This is a genomic window from Paenibacillus tabacirhizosphaerae (genome assembly GCF_040812395.1).
GTDB lineage: Bacteria > Bacillota > Bacilli > Paenibacillales > NBRC-103111 > Paenibacillus_E.
The window spans coordinates 442,067-458,190 of record NZ_JBFNXH010000001.1 but is presented as its reverse complement, the minus strand read 5'-3'; the positions used below and the strand labels follow the sequence as shown (position 1 = coordinate 458,190).

Below are 16,124 nucleotides of genomic sequence, written 5' to 3'. Positions count from 1 at the left end.
GAGAAACGATATAATGGCGAAATTAAACGGTGTAACAATTGTGTCCGAACGAATCTCTTACAACGGCGCAGAATACGTAAAATCCGATGAGTCTGCGGTAAAAGGCGACATCCTCCGTTGGGATAACGACGAATACAGTTCGCTAGTAGAGGGCGCGTTTTACGAAGTTGACCGCATTGACACTTGCGATGATGCGCAGATTATCGACGAAGACGGCGACGAATTTGATACTTCCGGCGACGATTTCACCGTATTCAAGCGCGTAGAGTCCGCTGAGGCTCCGTCCAATATCGTCACGTACGAGGGCGCGCAGTATCGGAGATTGACGCGGAAAGCGGTCGAGGGCGACTTGATTATCGCAATTAAACCGGACCATGAGTGCGACGATTACGGAGTCGGCTTTATCGCGAGATTATTTATGGACGGAGAACTGCGCTTCAATGACGCGGTTGGGGATTCGCGCGATTTCTTCAAATATCACGAAGATAATTTCGTCGTACTCGAACCGATCGCTCCCGCACAGCCGGCAGCTTCGCCAACGACTACCCTTCCGGACACTTACGTCATTCACGACGGCAAAGTTTACCGTAAGGAGGCGCGCATGGCTAACGTAGGCGAGCTCGCTTATCGTACGCTGGACTTACGTGGGCGGAAGGCGGGATCAGTAACACGGGCTAAGCGTATGGGATCTTTTGCCCCGATTGCAGAAGATGGGACTTCGTTATTCGACGATATCCACGTCGTACTCATTCCGACCGATTCCGTTACATTCGAGGTTAATGGCGTAGCGGCGGAGTATACGTTGGAGAAACGCGGCGCGAATTACGAGGAAACGATCCTTTGCGTAGAATCCTCGGACGACGGTCGTTACGAATTCGGCGATATCGGTAAGGTAACGGATGACTGTCCGGGGCTCCCGAATGTGACGTGGCGCAATGGTAAGGAGACCGCTATCAGCTCGTCTAGATTCGTTGTACTCGTTCCGAAAGCAGCCGCCCAGCCTGCGCCAAAGCCAGCGGCCGTCGGCGATAGAATCCGCATCGTAAACGCACGTGGGACGAGTGGAAAATACGATAATGGCGACGAGTTTATCGTAAAGTCCGTATACGAGGGGGGCACGGTATTCGTCGCGGAACACAGCCGTCCTATCGCGCAAGATGAGTACGAGATTATTTCGCAACAACCGCAGTCGACCGTAAGGGAGGTCAAACGTAAAGCCAACGTAGGCGAGCGCATTCGCATTGTGGCTGCGGAAGCTACTAGTGGACTGTACGTGAACGGCGACGAGTTCGAAGCTACGCGAATTACTGGGGCGGGCGGAGCGTGTTTCACGACGGAAGAAGGAGAAGCGTACGCATGCCTACGTGAGTACGTCGTTCTAGTGCCGAAGGCATATGAGCCGCAGCCTGGCGATAAGGTGCGCGGAAAATCATCCGGTAGCGTCTATACGCTGACTGAGCGTAAGCCCGAGTTTGACGAACGCGGTTGGGGTAAAGCGTGGGGCACTGGCAGCGGCAGAGGCGGCTATATTGGCGAGGACCAATTCGAACTCATCGAACGCGCTGCTGACGTTAAGGAACCGGAGCCGGATCGCTTGAAAATCGGTGACTATGCGAAGGTTATCGCTAATAAGGCGTGCCACACATACGATATCGGGTCGATCGTTAAACTCGTAAAAGTTGGCGGATACCGAAGCGACGGATTTATCGCGGAAAAACTGGACGGCACGTTGGGTAACGTCCTCCGAGAAGGAGACGGCGAAATTGTCCGAGCCACTGACGCAGAGGTTGCGGAGGCGCAGCGTAAAGTGACGTCATATAACGTCAGCGTAGGGGATTACGTAAGGGTCGTCAAACCTGGCGGCGGTCACGACTATACCGTTGGCGATATCGTAAAGGTGACGAGTATAGTTGAGGTTAGCGAAGAGGGTACACTATTCCACGCTGAATCCATTACAACCGGCATCCGCGGCAACTGCTTATCGACCAAGCAGACGGAGCTGCTGACGCAAGCCGAAGCGGAAGAGAAGGCGCAACAGGCCGCTGAAACTGCGAAATGGGCCGCGATCGGACGTAAGGTCGGCGAGTATAAACGTGGTGATATCGTTAGCGCGGATTATGACGGTAGATCTTTACGTCGACTGACCGGAAAAGTCGAAGATATCGGTGATACGCTTATTGGTCTGCGATTATTTGACGAAAGTTACCGTGCTGTTCGTCAGAAAGGTGCGGAACTCGTAGCGCCAGTAGAATCGCTGTTCAACCGCTGATGAATACGCCGAAGCTGACGTTAGCAGTCAAGCCGCCAACCGACGCAAAGGAGCGCGTTGCCAGCGCCGCTAAACGGAAGGCAGCCGCGGTACCAGAAACGTCCGCCGAGGCGTTCGACCGAATAGGCGCGATGTCGCTGACGGATAAGGAACGCGCACAGTTTAGCGCGGCAAAACAAGCGTACAATTCCGGATCACTAGGCACGATCCGGAGTGACGGCGCTAAATGGACGAAAGGTGACGTTCTCTCAGCGGGTTCCCTCCTCTTGCGCCAACAGGCGGAGGGGCTCCGCGAGGAACGAATCCGCGAAGTATTGGCGAGTAAGCCAACGAATTACCACATTTTAACGGACGACAGCGAGCTGCCCGCATTCATCGAACGTTTACGCGAAGAATGCCGCCGCCAAATGGCGGAATGGTGCGATCGCTTCCGGATACTGAACGTGGACACGATGACAGCGGGCGACTTCGAGGGAACCGGTGTTGATACGTATATCGACTTATCGATCGGATTCAGCGCATGGCTTCCGTTATTAAGCGAAGGTTACTACTTACCATACGGACACGTTAGTGGATTCGACGTTCAGAACGCGTTTAAATCTGGCGATCCGCAATTGACACGTTCAAAAGTAATCGCGGCAATTTCCCCGTATCTTACGCGTCCGAATCACGGCAAAACGTTCCATATGGGGAGCGCGAGGTACGATTTACACGTTGCGATTAAGGACGGTTACGATATCGGCGGCTGCGTTTGGGATACACTCGATGCCATGCGCCATCTTAACGAACACGAACCGCAATATGGTTTGAAACCGCTCGTTGCGAAATACGGATCGCTATTCGGCATTCCGGGACCTATTTACACTTTTGAAGACCTTTTCGGTAACGGATCGCCAGCTCCGTTTAATACCGAGCTAGTCGGTATCTACGCGATCAAGGACGTTTTGTACGGATGGAAACTGTTCGAGTGGCAGTTTGAAGCGATGAAGAACGCCGCGTCCGCGAATGGGACCGGTCGCTTGCTCGAATGTTACGCGCAAATTGACTCGAAGCTACCGGAAACTGACGTCTTTATGGCGCGGTGCGGATTCGAAATCGATATCGACGGACTCAAAGCGTTAGAGGACGAGTTCAAGCCGCTATTAGATAGGGCGCGCCAGGACGTTATCGACTCTTACGGAATCGACGCGTCATTCGTTCGCAAAATGGACCGCGTTTTGAACGCGAAGAAGGTCGACGAGTGGATCGCGAAGCAACAACGCGCCATCGATCGGCGAGCGGAATCTATCACGAAGCAACGCGCAATCATTACGGAATGTGAATCGTCGGGCAAAACGAAGCTTAAGCGCTATACGGACGCTATTGCGAAACTCGCGGAATTAGAGGCGGAGACGTTACCGGATGCTGACGAAGAACATGCGCCAATATTCGTGGAAGACGGAGCCTTCTCGATCACGAACGGAAACCATCTCGCGTATCTGATTTACGATCATATCGGAATTGAGGACGCAACGCCGCGGATTAAGCGCGGAAAAGTACGGTCGACGGCGGCCGACGTGATGGACGTTTACTACGAGGAAGAACCGGCGCTTGAACCGTTAGCGACCGTTGCGGCTTATGAGAAGCTGCTAAATACGTACGTGACGAAGATTCCGCAGGCTCTCGAAGGTGACGGTCGTTTGCACAGCGACTTTAAGAGCGGAGGAACGTCTACAGGCAGGTACAGTAGCTCAGGCTACAGCGGTCGTCCTATAAATATCCTAGACGAGTTTAAAGGCGGTGATTTGCCTGTTTAGGAATGAGTATCGATTCGAAGGTGAATTTACGGTGATTCTTATCAAAAGACGAAACGGAGATGTCTACGAAGTAAGACTAGACACGGGTGTCTTTAATAAGAAGATTCGTAGTTTAGACGCGATATTATACTTAGTGCCCTCCCATCAAACGCAATTCTACGCGATGTTGCTGATTCGCTTAGGACTTGGAAAGTTCGAGAGAGTCCTAATACATCGATATATAACTGACACTCCTAGAGAAGATCTAGTAGACCATATTAACAGAAACACTCTGGATAACAGACTCAGCAACTTAAGACTTCTTAGTCACGCGGAAAATATGCAAAACAGAAATTTACAGAAGAACAACAGCACTGGCGTAAGGGGAGTAACTATTAGACCTAACGGTAAGTATTTCGCTAGGGTTCGACTAAAAAGAAAGGTAGTATTCTACGAGCAATTCGACACGATCGAAGAAGCGACGATTGCCGTCGGTACTGCAAGAAGAAAATTCCTTCCTTTCTCAAACGAATGCGAGGCGAATTTACAGTGAGCATTAACGTAAACGACGCCAATTACCACGCAATCATTCGTAAACTAATCGCCGACGAACGCAAGGTGCCGAAGGGGACGAATCTCCAGAACATGCCGTCGAAAGGCGCCGGTACTCGCGTCCGTAACTGCTTCGTTCCCCGAGCTGGCTTTACGTTCGTCGGCGCGGATCTCGGCCAGATCGAGCCGCGCGTAATGAGCGCGATCATGTGGGACCACTACGGCGACAATTCGCTGCGGCAGATTTTCCTCGACGGTGTCGACTTGTACACGACAATGGCGATGATGACGTTCGGCCTGGCGGAGGAGCATTGCGTCGACAAGGCGTATGACCCGACCGGTACGTTTAAGCCGCGGTCCATGATGAAGACGGGCGTCCTCGCGGTTTCCTACGATCAGTCGCCGCGTTCCTTCGCGAAGAAAATGAACGTGACCGACGAGGTGGCTGCGTTCTTCTTCGAGAATTTCGACCGCACGTTCCCGTCGTTCAAAACGATGGTCGCCGACATTCGCGAGGGCATGCGTAGCAACGGTTACGTCGAGACTCTATACGGACGAAAGCGGCGGTTTCCGGATTATGCTTCAGTAGCCGCGGCCGCGTCCAAGAACGAGCAGCGCCTCATCCGGCTTTATACAGAGCGCAAGCAACTTCGCGCCAAACAGACGCCGACTCAACGTGATATGCAACGGTTGGTCGCGGTTCAGGACGAGATTGATATCCTCGCGGAAAAGCGCGGCCTCATCGGGTATTGGGAGCGCGCCGCATTTAACGCGGTGATCCAGGGAACTGGCGCCGACATTCTGAAGATGATCGGCAACCGCAACGCCAGCGAATGTAAGGCGCGCGGCTGGGAATTTAATGCTAGTATTCACGACGAAATTAAAAACTCGGTTCCGAACGAGCAGCTAACGGAAGAAACGATTGCGCTAATTAACGATATCATGACGCAGACGGCGACGCTTTCTGTTCCGTTGGTGACCGACATTGTGATCGAACCGCGCTGGATGTGCGAGTTTAAGCCGTCCGAATGGGACTTCGCTGCTTGTCGTCCGAAAGCTGAGTTTGCGAATAAATACGCGTAACCTGTGCGAAATAGCTGGCGCGGTACATTATCATAGCGGAGGTGACGACGATGGAGTCAGCCACACAACGATGTCCGAAATGCCGCCGCACATTCCGCGTACTTGCGGATGAGGTCGGCGACCACGATTGCCCATACGGATGCAACGTATTCGTTTGGGACAAGGCGGAAGTCGAGCGCAGTCTCCGCGGTTGGTTATGGCGGCGCGTAGCTACAGCGACATGTACGCAATCAATCGGATTCTACGTCCGGAGATTTGAGTCGATGTGGACGGACGAGTTCGGAACGGATACACCAATTCCGCAGGATTTGAAGGATGACGTAAATTCACGTATTAAAACGTTAAAGGAGGCGCGAATATGAACGTTAAACTCACGAGTAAACAACTCATCGAACTCTGGCGCGAGGATGAGCTCGTTGTAAACGGCGTCAGGTTTACGGTCGCCGAAACAGACGACTGGGACGGCGCTGGGGAAAAGTACCAGACACTCGGCGTAATTTTTACAGATGGCGAGTGCTTCTATCGCAGCTACATCTCGCGTTCAGGCTCGTACTTTACTGATTGGAATTACGACGATTGGGGCGACGCCGATATTACGGAAGTTAGCAAAGTTACGCGAACAATTGTACGCGAAGTTTGGGAGGCGGTCCATTGAGCGTCTTTACACGTACCGGTTCCGCAGCAGTAGCGGACGACCCGCAAGATATCGCCAATCGCATCGCCTCCGATTTTGAGTCGTTCCTAGACGCGTGGCATTCCGCGGACGAGGTGTACGATAACGAACTCGACGCGCAGATTCACGATTGGTACACGAAGGCCCTGCGCGGCAAGCCCGTATTCCCACCGCGGGACATTCCGTATTTCTCACCGTCTTCTGCGAACAGCGATCCTCGCGAGCTCTACGAGAAAATCCGCGGCGCCAAACGCGATAAGGTCGGTCGCCCACCGCACCAGGGACGCTGGACCCGTATCGGGACTGCAATCGGAGATGTAATTCAGCGCGACATTCTCTACGCGGAGAAGCACGGTGGAGAGGGCAGACGCTTTTCATTCGAACGTAATCCGGACGGGACTCCCGTTTTCGAGGACTTCGCGAAGAAAGCGGCGCGATTTAAGGTTCGCGGCAAGGAGTTCGCGCTGTTCGGCACATGTGACGGCATCATGCGTTATGTTTCTGAAGATGGCGAAATAATCCGCATCGGCCTCGAAGTCAAATCGAAGCAAACAACGTACGCTCAAACGTCGGACTACTCGACGCGTAACGGCCCAAAGGAAGATCACGTTAAGCAGACCGTTTGCTACTCGCTTATGTACGGTACGGCCGCCGAGCCAATCGATTACTACATTATTCTCTATGTCAACGCGTCCAAAAAATCCTGGATCATGACAACGGAAGAATATGCGAAATCCCGCGATATTAAAGCGTTCGGAGTCGCGATTACAGAAGAGATGCGGGTGTCTGTGCTTGAATCGCTGGCCGACGTTTTGGTCGCGGTCGATAACGGCGAGCCACCCGCGCTAGATCTCGACAAGTGGACATTTAACAACTATAAACAAGCGTCGGCTCTATCGTTATCGGATGCGGAAATGGCGGCCCTTGAGCGTCAAGTGGCCGGATTACAAGCGTCACAGCTTCCGGATTGGAAGAAGCGCGGCTATGCTGAATCTCTTGCGGATATTAAACGGATTCGAACGGAGGCGGCTGCATGATTTACGTTATCGATTCAATCCGCCACCGTGACGGCACGCCACATGAACGCGAAGCACGCCGCAAAGGGCACCGCGTAGAAATCGTTAATTGCCGCGTCGGGCAATCGATGGTTTACGGATATGTCGATGAAGGAACGGCCGTTCATACATCGCTTGTCCAGGACGTTATTACCGGCGAAGGTGAGCTCGTTGTATGGACGGACAACTCGGAGTATACGTTTAAAGCGGAGGTGATCGCGCCTGCCACCGAATAAAACGGAAATTTCGCGTTATATTGGCCTCGACTTATCGATCACCTCACCAGGATTCGCGATCATTGACGTGAAATCACGCAAACCAACGCTAGTTGCCCATACACATTATAAAACGGAATCGAGCGACACTCAGACGCTGCGCTACGAGTTAATCGAATCGTTTGCGCTCGTCTGGCTGCGCGATCGCTTACGAAAAGGTCCGCCCGTCGCCGCCGTCGTCCGCGAGATATGGCCGCCAGCACGTAATTACGAGCAGAACGATAAGATCCACGGAGCATGGTCGGCCGTCGATCGCGCATTAAGCCGCGTCGGTCTTTCGGTAGTAGCGAACATTTCGCCAACATCCGTAAAGAAGACGGTCGCGGGTAGCGGTAAGGCGGAGAAGGCGGAACTTGCTTTGATCGTTCGGAGAATCTGCGGACTTCCGGAGGATTACGCATTTGCTACTGATGACGAGTCGGATGCGGCCGCCGTTGTTCTCGCTCATCTTATAACGGAAGGACTGATTGACGTATGAGGATACCGGGTAAAGTGAAGGTCGGTGCGATGACGTACGACGTGAAGATCGTTGACCGCCCGATTACCGTTAAGGGTCGCGAATGCGTCGGCTCAATAGCGTACGATAAGCAACTAATTGAAATTCGTGACGAATCCGTCCTCTCGAAACAGAGCGCCGTCCAGACGTTTTGGCACGAAGTTTTTCACGCGTTTACGAATGAGCGCGGCCTTGAATGGGGCGATAACGACGAGCTTTATACGGATGAGCTCGCGAAAGCTATGCACGCGTTTTGCGTTGATAACGGGCTCGACTTCGTTCGCAAGGCGGAGGAACCGTTTTGAGTGCGTATGTTCAGCGGTTGCGCGAATGGACAGTGGTTCGGATCGCGGAAATAGACGCGGCCCTCCTCCGTAACGCTGCGGAAAAAGAGCGCCTGATAGCGCTTCGGGATAAGCTTGTGCGCGATTTAACGCAAGCAGGCCACGAATGCTAATCGTTTACTATTCGCTAACCGGTAACGTCCGGCGCTTCGTAGAGCGGACAGGCTTGCGCTCTCATACCGCAGACAAGCCGCCAGGCGAGCCGTTTGTTATCGTGACGCCAACAGTCGGCTTCGGCGCAGTACCGGCGTCAGTTGAGCGTTACTTGGCTAAGTATGGCGGCCTTCTACGTGGAGTCGCTGCGTCCGGAAATCGTAACTGGGGCGCCAACTACGGAGCCGCTGCTGACATGATCGCGCAAGAATACAGGGTGCCGATTATTCACAAGTTTGAACTCGCGGGCACCGCCGAAGACATACGCAAATTTAACGAGGGAGTTGACGCTTTATCTCACGCCACATTGAGCTAAATAACGAAATCATGCAACGCGGAGAGGACGGTTTCTACCGCTTAGAAAAGGACGGAGAAGCTGCCGCCGAGTTTATGCGCGAGGTTGCCGGGCGGTCGATGACGTTCGGCTCCGTGATTGAGCGCCTTCGTTATCTCGTCGAAAACGATTATTACTACGATGTTTTCACGCAATACGACGATACCCAACTCGCGGACATTCACGCAATCACGGCTGCCTACGACTTCCGTTTCGCTTCGTACATGGCTGCGTCCAAGTTTTATAAGGACTACGCACTCCAGACGAACAACAAGACGCTGTACCTCGAAGACTACGCGCAGCACGTCTCCATCGTCGCGCTGTATCTCGGCCAGGGCGATTACCCGCGGGCCGTCCGCTTGGCGCGTTCCATGATGGAGCAACGTTACCAGCCTGCCACGCCGACGTTCCTTAACGCAGGCCGTGCGCGTCGTGGCGAAATGGTATCGTGCTTCCTGCTTGAGGCGGACGACTCGCTAAACTCTATTAACTATACGGAGAGCACCGCGAAGCAACTGTCCAAGATCGGCGGCGGCGTAGCGATTAACCTATCGAAAATCCGCGGTCGTGGCGAGGCAATTAAGGGTATCGACGGTATCGCAAAGGGCGTCGTGCCGGTCGCGAAGCAACTCGAACTCGGATTCGCCTACGCGGACCAGCTCGGCCAACGACCGGGAGCCGGTGCTGTCTATTACAACGTGTTCGGCTGGGACGTGCTTGAATTTTTGGATACGAAGAAGATCAACGCGGAGGAGGATATCCGCCTTAACCGTATCTCCATCGGACTAATCGCGCCGTCGAAGTTCTTCGAATTAGCAAGCGCCGGTCTTCCGTTTTATATGTTTGCTCCTCACACGGTTCACCGTACATATGGTGTCCATTTAGATGATATGAATATGGCGGAAATGTATGATCTTCTCGTAGCGAATCCGCATGTAAAGAAGCGGTCAATGGACGCGCGCGATATGCTTACGTTGATTGCGTCGACACAGTTACAGAGCGGCTATCCGTATCTCTTCTTTAAAGACAACGCAAATCGAGTCCATCCGCTGAAGGCGCTCGGCAGCGTAAAGATGACGAATCTTTGCACAGAGATATTCCAATTGCAGGAAACGTCAACAATTGGAGACTACGGAGACGGCGATGTTATTCAGCGCGATATCTCTTGCAATCTCGGCTCGCTCAATATCGCGAACGTTATGGTAACCGGTAAGCTGCGCGAATCTGTCCAAGACGGCATCGAAGCGCTGACGGTCGTATCCGATATTTCTCGCATTCCTAACGCGCCGGGCGTCCGTAAGGCAAACGATGAACTCCACTCTGTCGGACTCGGCGTCATGAACCTTCACGGATTCCTCGCAAAGAATAAGATCGCATACGAATCGGAAGAGGCGCGCGATTTCTGCCGGACGTTCTTTGCGGCGATGAATTTTTATTCAATTGAAGCGTCGATGAATATGGCCGCTAACCGTGGGGAGACATTTAAGGGGTTCGGTGAGACGGCATACGCGGATGGCAGCTATTTCGCACCTTATTTAACGGAGGATTTCGCGCCAAGAACGGAACGCGTTCGTGAGTTATTTGTGGGAGTGGCGTTGCCTAGTCCGCGCGATTGGCAGGAGTTGATGCGTAATGTCGCCGACCACGGCCTCTACCACGCGTACCGGCTCGCGATCGCGCCGACGCAAAGTATCGCGTATATCCAGAACGCGACATCGTCAGTCATGCCGATTACTCAGGTAATTGAGCGCCGTCTCTACGGTAATGGCGAGACGTTTTATCCGGCGCCGTATTTGACGAGCGATAATCAGTGGTTCTATAAGTCGGCATATAACGTCGACCAATACAAGCTGATCGATCTTATCGCGGAAATTCAGCCGCATATCGACCAGGGAATCAGCACGATTCTATATGTAGATAGTGACGTCAGCACGCGCGAACTCGGCCGCTTGTATGCTTATGCGCACCATCGCGGACTTAAATCGCTGTATTATACGCGGACTAATCGCATCGATCCGAGCGAGTGCACGTCCTGCGCCATATAAACGAAGAGGGGGCGCTGACTTGCGCGTTGTTAACTGGAATAAAACCAACGATTACGTAAACGTATTTTGGGCGCAGAATATTGCGCAAATGTGGACGGAGACCGAGTTCCCCGTCGTAAAGGACTCGCGATCCTGGGACTCGCTGACCGAAGCGGAACGCACCGTCTATAAGCGTGTGCTGGCGGGATTGACTGGCCTAGATACGCATCAAGCGACCGAAGGAATGCCGCTTATCGCGCTACATATCGGTGACGACCGTAAACGGGCGGTTCTTTCGTTTATGAGCGCGATGGAGCACATTCACGCGAAGAGTTATTCCTATATTTTTACGAACCTACTCCCGTCATCCGAAACGGATTACCTGCTCGAAAAGTGGGCGCCATCCCAGCCGCAGCTCATCAAAAAGGCCACGATCATCTCGCGTTACTACCGCAAATTGATCGCGGAAAAGCCGTCGGCATATGACGTTTATATGGCGTGTGTGGCGTCCGTGCTGCTCGAAAGTTATCTGTTTTACAGCGGGTTCTATTATCCGTTGTACCTCGCAGGCCAAGGTAAAATGGCAGCGTCCGGCGAGATTATACGCAAAATCCTCATCGACGAGTCCATCCATGGCGTCTTCGTCGGGTACATAGCGCAGGAACTTCGTGCCCAACTGACTCCAGATGATCTGGAATGGGCGGCATACGAAACGACGGAATTGTTGCACGTCCTCCACGCCAACGAAACGGAATATACTCGCGAGATTTACGGTGGCCTTGGGGGCGAAATTGTTGACGATGTGCTGCGTTATGTTGAGTACAACGCGAATAAGGCGCTGGCGAATCTCGGGCTCGATCCCGCGTTTGAACCACAACAGTTTAGCGCAATCGTTGAAAACGGCCTCGATACCGGCACGAAGCATCACGATTTCTTTTCGACGAAGGGCGACGGCTATGTGATGGCGCTCAACGTTGAGCCGATGACGGATGCGGACTTTATTTTCGCATAAAGTGTGCGAATCTCCCGAATAACAACATTAACGTTATATAACCGAAAAGGAGGCGTTAAAATGTTTTTACTAAACGTACTGGCGGCGCTATATTGGGGAACACTTTTCGTTCTCTACATTTTTACGGGATACACTCCGGACAACTTTACAGTCGGGGCTGCGCTATTTTTAGCGGTTACTGTGTTTATGACTAACGCGATAGAACTACGATAAGGAGGCTCTGAATGAACGTTAATATCTGCAAGACTCACCCCGACGCAGTCATCCCGCAATATGCAACGGCGGGGGCGGCTGGCTTTGATCTAGTCGCGGTCGAGGACATAGTAATTTTGCCAGGCGAGACGGCGAAAGTGCCGCTCGGCCTCGCGTTTGAGATTCCGGAAGGGTACGTAATGTACGTGTGTATGCGATCGGGAATCGCGTTGAAGACGAAGCTGCGCCAGCCGAACGGAATAGGCGTTATAGACAGTGATTTTAGGGGCGAGGTTGCGATGATGTTCGATAACGTGAGCGAAGATTACGGCGAGTGGATTTACGGCCTGCAAACGTTAACTGATCCGCTTCGGTGGGATATAGGCGCCACATATCCGGCTGGTACGTATCTCATCCGAAAAGGTGATAGAGTCGCGCAGGGCGTTATCGCTCCCGTCAATCAAGCGCAATTTAACGTAGTCGATACGTTGAGTGTGACGGAACGCGGTACTGGCGGCTTCGGTAGTACGGGGACACGGGCGGAGGTGTATGCGTGAAGGGAAATTCAGTTAACTGTAAAAATTGCGGAAAATTCGTTAAAACTTTAGGGGTTTCTCCTATATCAGTTACCTACACTACTATATCATGTGGGGTCATAACAGAGTTATTGTGTGATGTCTGCGGTAATGACGCTCAGGTTATTAGATCGTTTGAAATCGTTGACTCAATCGGTAGAGCGTTAATTCAATTAGAGAAGGGGGCCGCTGAGTGAACGCTAAACTAATCGCGCATACCGCGCTATCCGACACGTCCCAAGCCGAGCTCCTTCGCGCTGGAGCCGGTGCCTATGACGGACTTGACCGCGCCGCCGTTGCTCTTACCGCAATCCGGACCTGCTACTCGCCGAGCCCACCGTCCGACATCATCGCACTAGAGGGCGCAAAATACTTCTGCCAATCCGCGTCAGACGGCGAAGCTGGCACGGAGGCCGACCGGTTATTCCGCCACATTGTCCGCAGCGGTCACGCGTCAACACTTGAGCACATTATGTACACATTCGCAGTCGAAGGCGTATCGCGGTCCCTTCTCGCGCAGCTTACGCGTCACAGGCAGTTTTCCTTCAGCGTTCAGTCGCAGCGTTACGTTAAATTCGGCAGCGGAGATAAGGCGGCCGGCTTCAATTACGTAACGCCGCAGAGTATAGCGGCAAATCCTGACGCTGACGAAATGTACGGATGGCTAATGGAGGCGTTACAGTCCGCTTACGATAACCTTCGTGCCGCTGGTGTCCCCGCCGAAGATGCCCGTTACGTCCTACCGAATGCCGCCGCCACCAATCTCGTCATGACCGCGAATCTCCGCGCCATCCTCGAATTCTACGGAAAACGCAACGAGCGGACGCACGCACAGTGGGAGATCGCCGCCCTCGCCGAAGCCATCCGCGCTGAAATTGAAAAGGTTGACGCATGGGTAGCGCCATACTTCAGTTAATCCTTGCAGTCACGCTCGCAGCATCTTACGCAGGACCGCCGGCTCCGTTATTCGTTCGCGAGTACAAGGCCGCCGCCGTTCAACGTAATTTAACGCAAGAATACGAAATCACCGCGTATACTTCCGATTACCGCTCGACGGGAAAGCGGCCGGGCGACCGTGATTACGGTGTTACAGCCAGCGGTAAGAAAGCGATAGAAGGCATAACTGCGGCGTGCCCGCGAGAGCTACCGTTCGGGACTCGCGTAGAAATTCCGGCGCTGGAGTGGACGTACACATGCGATGATCGTGGTGGTGCAATTAAGGGCGGTCGACTAGACGTTTACATGACGTCGGAGAAGCGCGCTAAACAATTCGGTAGGCAAACGCTGAAGGTTAAAATATCCCCGCCAACGAGCGGAAGAGGAGCGGATTAGATGAGCGCAAAAACAACGGTAATTGATGGTAAGAAATTTCGCGAAGTAAGCCGGAAGGCTAACGTTGGGGATCTCGTTAAGATTACTTGCGTAAGTCCCAATTACGGTTTCTTCTCACAAGGCAATATCGGCAAAGTGGTAGGGGTTGGTGCTGTTGACGACCGAGTTGATTTTTCCGGCTTCAATAATGTTGGCTTCGATAAAGCATGTGGCGGCCAATGGTACGTAGGTCCAAACAGTGGCAGTAGTGAGTATGTAATACTCGAGCCAGCAGTCCCTATTGACGGTCGTACCGCGGAAGTTACGGAAGCTGGCCGTCGCTATAGCGGCTATGATGCTTTCGCGAAAAAGTACGGGTATCCTGACGCGGTGGGGCGGGATGCTTACAAGCCGCAGAACGGCGATATGGTTACGCTCCTCGTCAGCGGCCCACACGGTACCCTCGCCGGCGTCACCATATGGGTTGTTCAAAACGCGGAAGGTAAGCGCGCCCTTATCGGTGAGCGCGGGCTCAAGATCACGGAAAAGGCAGCTGAACCGTCCGCCGACCTGCGCGCCCAAATCGATGGTTTGACGCAGACCGTCGCCAGGCTTACGTTGAAAGTGACGGAGCTTGAGCGTAAATCTTCCGTAGAGGTTCTCGCGCAAAAGTTGGATGACGCAATCAGAGTGTCGTTTAAGCCGGAGAAGATAACGCGCGATGAGATCGTCGAGATGGCGAAGAAGGACGTAGCGGAGTTGACTGCGGATATTTACGACGGACGTGGGTACGAAAAATACGCGTTACTAAAAGGTGTGGGGCATGTAAAAACGGATTTCGTCGTTAACAAAGAAAAACGTACAGTTGTCGCGTTGATCCGCCTACGATATTGCGCCGATAATCCGAAATTAGTCGGCAAAGCCCGTTGTGCGCCGGACGATTGCTTCAACGTTCACATCGGTAAGGCGATTGCGCTTCGCCGTGCGTTAGGTCTGACGGTGCCGTCCGAATACTTGGCGGCGCCTCAGCCGGAGGGCGTGCGCGTTGGGGACGTAGTAAAAGCGAAGGATTCCGGGTTCTTACCTAACTCAAGCGGTCCTGTTATGAAAGTTACAGAGGATACTCATGGAGGTATTTACTATAGAAACCCCGCTGCACTGCGACCGGACGGACTCATATACGATTATGTAAAGGATGTAATTGTTTCCGATGATTCACGCGAGGAGGTGGCCGCCTAGTGCCAGTAAACATCGCGTTAACTGGACACCTTCGCAGCGGTAAGGACACGGTAGGCGCTTACCTCACGGAGCGCTACGGTTATACACGCTTCGCATTCGGTGACGAGCTCAAGCGTTACGCAAACGATATATTTGACGTCAATGGCAGCGCAAAACCGCGCGAGCTCTACCAGTGGTTCGGTCAAACGATGCGTGAGCGTGATCCTGACGTATGGGTGCGTAAATGTTTCGATAAAATTTCGGAGTATCGTGTGCTAAAGGAACGAGCGGATGCCTATCGTTTAATCTCTTTGGGACGGTTTTCGGTCTCGTTTCGCGTAGTCATCTCCGACCTTCGCCAGCAAAACGAATACGCCCGCTGCCGATATGAAGGCTTCGTCATAATCCGAGTAGCGGCACCCGAAGGCGTCCGCATCAACCGCGCGATCCAATCAGTCGATACGTTTAAACTCGTCGACTTACATCATGAGACGGAATCACACGTCAACACATTCGCGGTAGACTACGAAATCGTTAATGACGGCAGCGTGGAGGACCTTTACGCGAAGGTCGACGCAATTATGGCGGAGGTGGGTGCCCGTGCGTAACGGACTAGATTCGTACGAAGCATACCGCGCCGGCTACCATGCAGGCTACTTTCGCGGCAGAATCGCGCAGCTTAACGGTGAGGGCTACGACGAGCGAACGCCGATGGAGCACGAAGGAGGCGCAGAGAAAACGTACGGCGACCCGTGGGAAGACGAAAAACGGTAGAACTTCGCT

20 protein-coding genes are annotated in these 16,124 nt (G+C 53.1%); all 20 read left to right on the top strand.

Going from position 1 to position 16,124, the window contains the following annotated elements:
* Nucleotides 1–13: 13 nt before the first annotated feature.
* The 20 genes from ABRS97_RS02280 (at nt 14) to ABRS97_RS02185 (ending at nt 16,115) form a co-directional block, all read left to right on the top strand.
* A complete protein-coding gene (locus ABRS97_RS02280) occupies nt 14–2,269 on the top strand; it encodes a hypothetical protein (protein ID WP_367811269.1) in 2,256 nt (751 codons plus the stop codon).
* Entirely contained in the window at nt 2,269–4,065 is a 1,797-nt protein-coding gene (locus ABRS97_RS02275; protein WP_367811268.1) for a DNA polymerase, read from the top strand. Before ABRS97_RS02280 ends, ABRS97_RS02275 begins: the two co-directional genes overlap by 1 nt.
* Nucleotides 4,066–4,228: 163 nt before the next feature.
* The gene (locus ABRS97_RS02270; protein WP_367811404.1) at nt 4,229–4,597 is read left to right on the top strand and encodes an HNH endonuclease; all 369 of its coding nucleotides are present in this window, start codon (nt 4,229–4,231) and stop codon (nt 4,595–4,597) included.
* A complete protein-coding gene (locus tag ABRS97_RS02265) occupies nt 4,594–5,679 on the top strand; it encodes a DNA polymerase (protein ID WP_367811267.1) in 1,086 nt (361 codons plus the stop codon). The genes ABRS97_RS02270 and ABRS97_RS02265 overlap by 4 nt, the downstream gene beginning before the upstream one ends.
* A gap of 50 nt (nt 5,680–5,729) precedes the next feature.
* The gene (locus tag ABRS97_RS02260) at nt 5,730–6,041 is read left to right on the top strand and encodes a hypothetical protein (protein WP_367811266.1); all 312 of its coding nucleotides are present in this window, start codon (nt 5,730–5,732) and stop codon (nt 6,039–6,041) included.
* On the top strand, nt 6,038–6,334 hold the full coding sequence (locus tag ABRS97_RS02255; protein WP_367811265.1) for a hypothetical protein: 297 nt from the start codon (nt 6,038–6,040) through the stop codon (nt 6,332–6,334). Before ABRS97_RS02260 ends, ABRS97_RS02255 begins: the two co-directional genes overlap by 4 nt.
* Nucleotides 6,316–7,389: a hypothetical protein gene (locus ABRS97_RS02250; RefSeq protein WP_367811264.1), complete on the top strand. Its 1,074-nt coding sequence runs from the start codon at nt 6,316–6,318 to the stop codon at nt 7,387–7,389. The genes ABRS97_RS02255 and ABRS97_RS02250 overlap by 19 nt, the downstream gene beginning before the upstream one ends.
* The gene (locus tag ABRS97_RS02245; protein WP_367811263.1) at nt 7,386–7,643 is read left to right on the top strand and encodes a hypothetical protein; all 258 of its coding nucleotides are present in this window, start codon (nt 7,386–7,388) and stop codon (nt 7,641–7,643) included. Before ABRS97_RS02250 ends, ABRS97_RS02245 begins: the two co-directional genes overlap by 4 nt.
* Nucleotides 7,630–8,160: a crossover junction endodeoxyribonuclease RuvC gene (locus ABRS97_RS02240; RefSeq protein WP_367811403.1), complete on the top strand. Its 531-nt coding sequence runs from the start codon at nt 7,630–7,632 to the stop codon at nt 8,158–8,160. Before ABRS97_RS02245 ends, ABRS97_RS02240 begins: the two co-directional genes overlap by 14 nt.
* Nucleotides 8,157–8,483: a hypothetical protein gene (locus ABRS97_RS02235; protein ID WP_367811262.1), complete on the top strand. Its 327-nt coding sequence runs from the start codon at nt 8,157–8,159 to the stop codon at nt 8,481–8,483. The genes ABRS97_RS02240 and ABRS97_RS02235 overlap by 4 nt, the downstream gene beginning before the upstream one ends.
* Nucleotides 8,480–8,635, top strand: a complete 156-nt coding sequence (locus tag ABRS97_RS02230; RefSeq protein ID WP_367811261.1) for a hypothetical protein — start codon at nt 8,480–8,482, stop codon at nt 8,633–8,635. The genes ABRS97_RS02235 and ABRS97_RS02230 overlap by 4 nt, the downstream gene beginning before the upstream one ends.
* Nucleotides 8,629–8,991: a class Ib ribonucleoside-diphosphate reductase assembly flavoprotein NrdI gene (nrdI, locus tag ABRS97_RS02225; RefSeq protein ID WP_367811260.1), complete on the top strand. Its 363-nt coding sequence runs from the start codon at nt 8,629–8,631 to the stop codon at nt 8,989–8,991. The genes ABRS97_RS02230 and nrdI overlap by 7 nt, the downstream gene beginning before the upstream one ends.
* An 11-nt stretch (nt 8,992–9,002) precedes the next feature.
* Nucleotides 9,003–11,054, top strand: a complete 2,052-nt coding sequence (gene nrdE / locus ABRS97_RS02220; protein WP_367811258.1) for a class 1b ribonucleoside-diphosphate reductase subunit alpha — start codon at nt 9,003–9,005, stop codon at nt 11,052–11,054.
* A 19-nt stretch (nt 11,055–11,073) separates the two neighbouring features.
* Nucleotides 11,074–12,045, top strand: a complete 972-nt coding sequence (gene nrdF / locus ABRS97_RS02215) for a class 1b ribonucleoside-diphosphate reductase subunit beta (RefSeq protein ID WP_367811257.1) — start codon at nt 11,074–11,076, stop codon at nt 12,043–12,045.
* A gap of 224 nt (nt 12,046–12,269) precedes the next feature.
* Nucleotides 12,270–12,794 (top strand): dUTP diphosphatase, encoded by a 525-nt coding sequence (locus ABRS97_RS02210; RefSeq protein WP_367811256.1) that lies wholly within the window; start codon nt 12,270–12,272, stop codon nt 12,792–12,794.
* Nucleotides 12,795–13,005: 211 nt separating this feature from the next.
* Nucleotides 13,006–13,728, top strand: coding sequence for an FAD-dependent thymidylate synthase (gene thyX, locus ABRS97_RS02205; protein ID WP_367811255.1), 723 nt, complete (start codon nt 13,006–13,008; stop codon nt 13,726–13,728).
* Nucleotides 13,704–14,144 (top strand): 3D domain-containing protein, encoded by a 441-nt coding sequence (locus ABRS97_RS02200; RefSeq protein ID WP_367811254.1) that lies wholly within the window; start codon nt 13,704–13,706, stop codon nt 14,142–14,144. Before thyX ends, ABRS97_RS02200 begins: the two co-directional genes overlap by 25 nt.
* Nucleotides 14,145–15,362: a hypothetical protein gene (locus ABRS97_RS02195; protein ID WP_367811253.1), complete on the top strand. Its 1,218-nt coding sequence runs from the start codon at nt 14,145–14,147 to the stop codon at nt 15,360–15,362.
* Nucleotides 15,362–15,949 carry a nucleoside/nucleotide kinase family protein gene (locus ABRS97_RS02190; RefSeq protein ID WP_367811252.1) on the top strand — a complete coding sequence of 196 codons (588 nt, stop codon included), beginning with the start codon at nt 15,362–15,364 and terminating at the stop codon, nt 15,947–15,949. The genes ABRS97_RS02195 and ABRS97_RS02190 overlap by 1 nt, the downstream gene beginning before the upstream one ends.
* Nucleotides 15,942–16,115: a hypothetical protein gene (locus ABRS97_RS02185; RefSeq protein ID WP_367811251.1), complete on the top strand. Its 174-nt coding sequence runs from the start codon at nt 15,942–15,944 to the stop codon at nt 16,113–16,115. The genes ABRS97_RS02190 and ABRS97_RS02185 overlap by 8 nt, the downstream gene beginning before the upstream one ends.
* The last annotated feature ends 9 nt before the right edge of the window (nt 16,116–16,124 follow it).

What these genes read in the sequence shown, in the direction of transcription:
- ABRS97_RS02260 (WP_367811266.1), top strand. Translation starts at nt 5,730, where the DNA reads ATGGAGTCAGCCACACAACGATGTCCGAAATGCCGCCGCACATTCCGC.
- ABRS97_RS02210 (WP_367811256.1), top strand. Translation starts at nt 12,270, where the DNA reads ATGAACGTTAATATCTGCAAGACTCACCCCGACGCAGTCATCCCGCAA.
- ABRS97_RS02200 (WP_367811254.1), top strand. Translation starts at nt 13,704, where the DNA reads ATGGGTAGCGCCATACTTCAGTTAATCCTTGCAGTCACGCTCGCAGCA.
- ABRS97_RS02280 (WP_367811269.1), top strand. Translation starts at nt 14, where the DNA reads ATGGCGAAATTAAACGGTGTAACAATTGTGTCCGAACGAATCTCTTAC.
- nrdE (WP_367811258.1), top strand. Translation starts at nt 9,003, where the DNA reads ATGCAACGCGGAGAGGACGGTTTCTACCGCTTAGAAAAGGACGGAGAA.
- ABRS97_RS02275 (WP_367811268.1), top strand. Translation starts at nt 2,269, where the DNA reads ATGAATACGCCGAAGCTGACGTTAGCAGTCAAGCCGCCAACCGACGCA.
- ABRS97_RS02195 (WP_367811253.1), top strand. Translation starts at nt 14,145, where the DNA reads ATGAGCGCAAAAACAACGGTAATTGATGGTAAGAAATTTCGCGAAGTA.
- nrdI (WP_367811260.1), top strand. Translation starts at nt 8,629, where the DNA reads ATGCTAATCGTTTACTATTCGCTAACCGGTAACGTCCGGCGCTTCGTA.
- ABRS97_RS02245 (WP_367811263.1), top strand. Translation starts at nt 7,386, where the DNA reads ATGATTTACGTTATCGATTCAATCCGCCACCGTGACGGCACGCCACAT.
- ABRS97_RS02270 (WP_367811404.1), top strand. Translation starts at nt 4,229, where the DNA reads ATGTTGCTGATTCGCTTAGGACTTGGAAAGTTCGAGAGAGTCCTAATA.
- ABRS97_RS02255 (WP_367811265.1), top strand. Translation starts at nt 6,038, where the DNA reads ATGAACGTTAAACTCACGAGTAAACAACTCATCGAACTCTGGCGCGAG.
- ABRS97_RS02235 (WP_367811262.1), top strand. Translation starts at nt 8,157, where the DNA reads ATGAGGATACCGGGTAAAGTGAAGGTCGGTGCGATGACGTACGACGTG.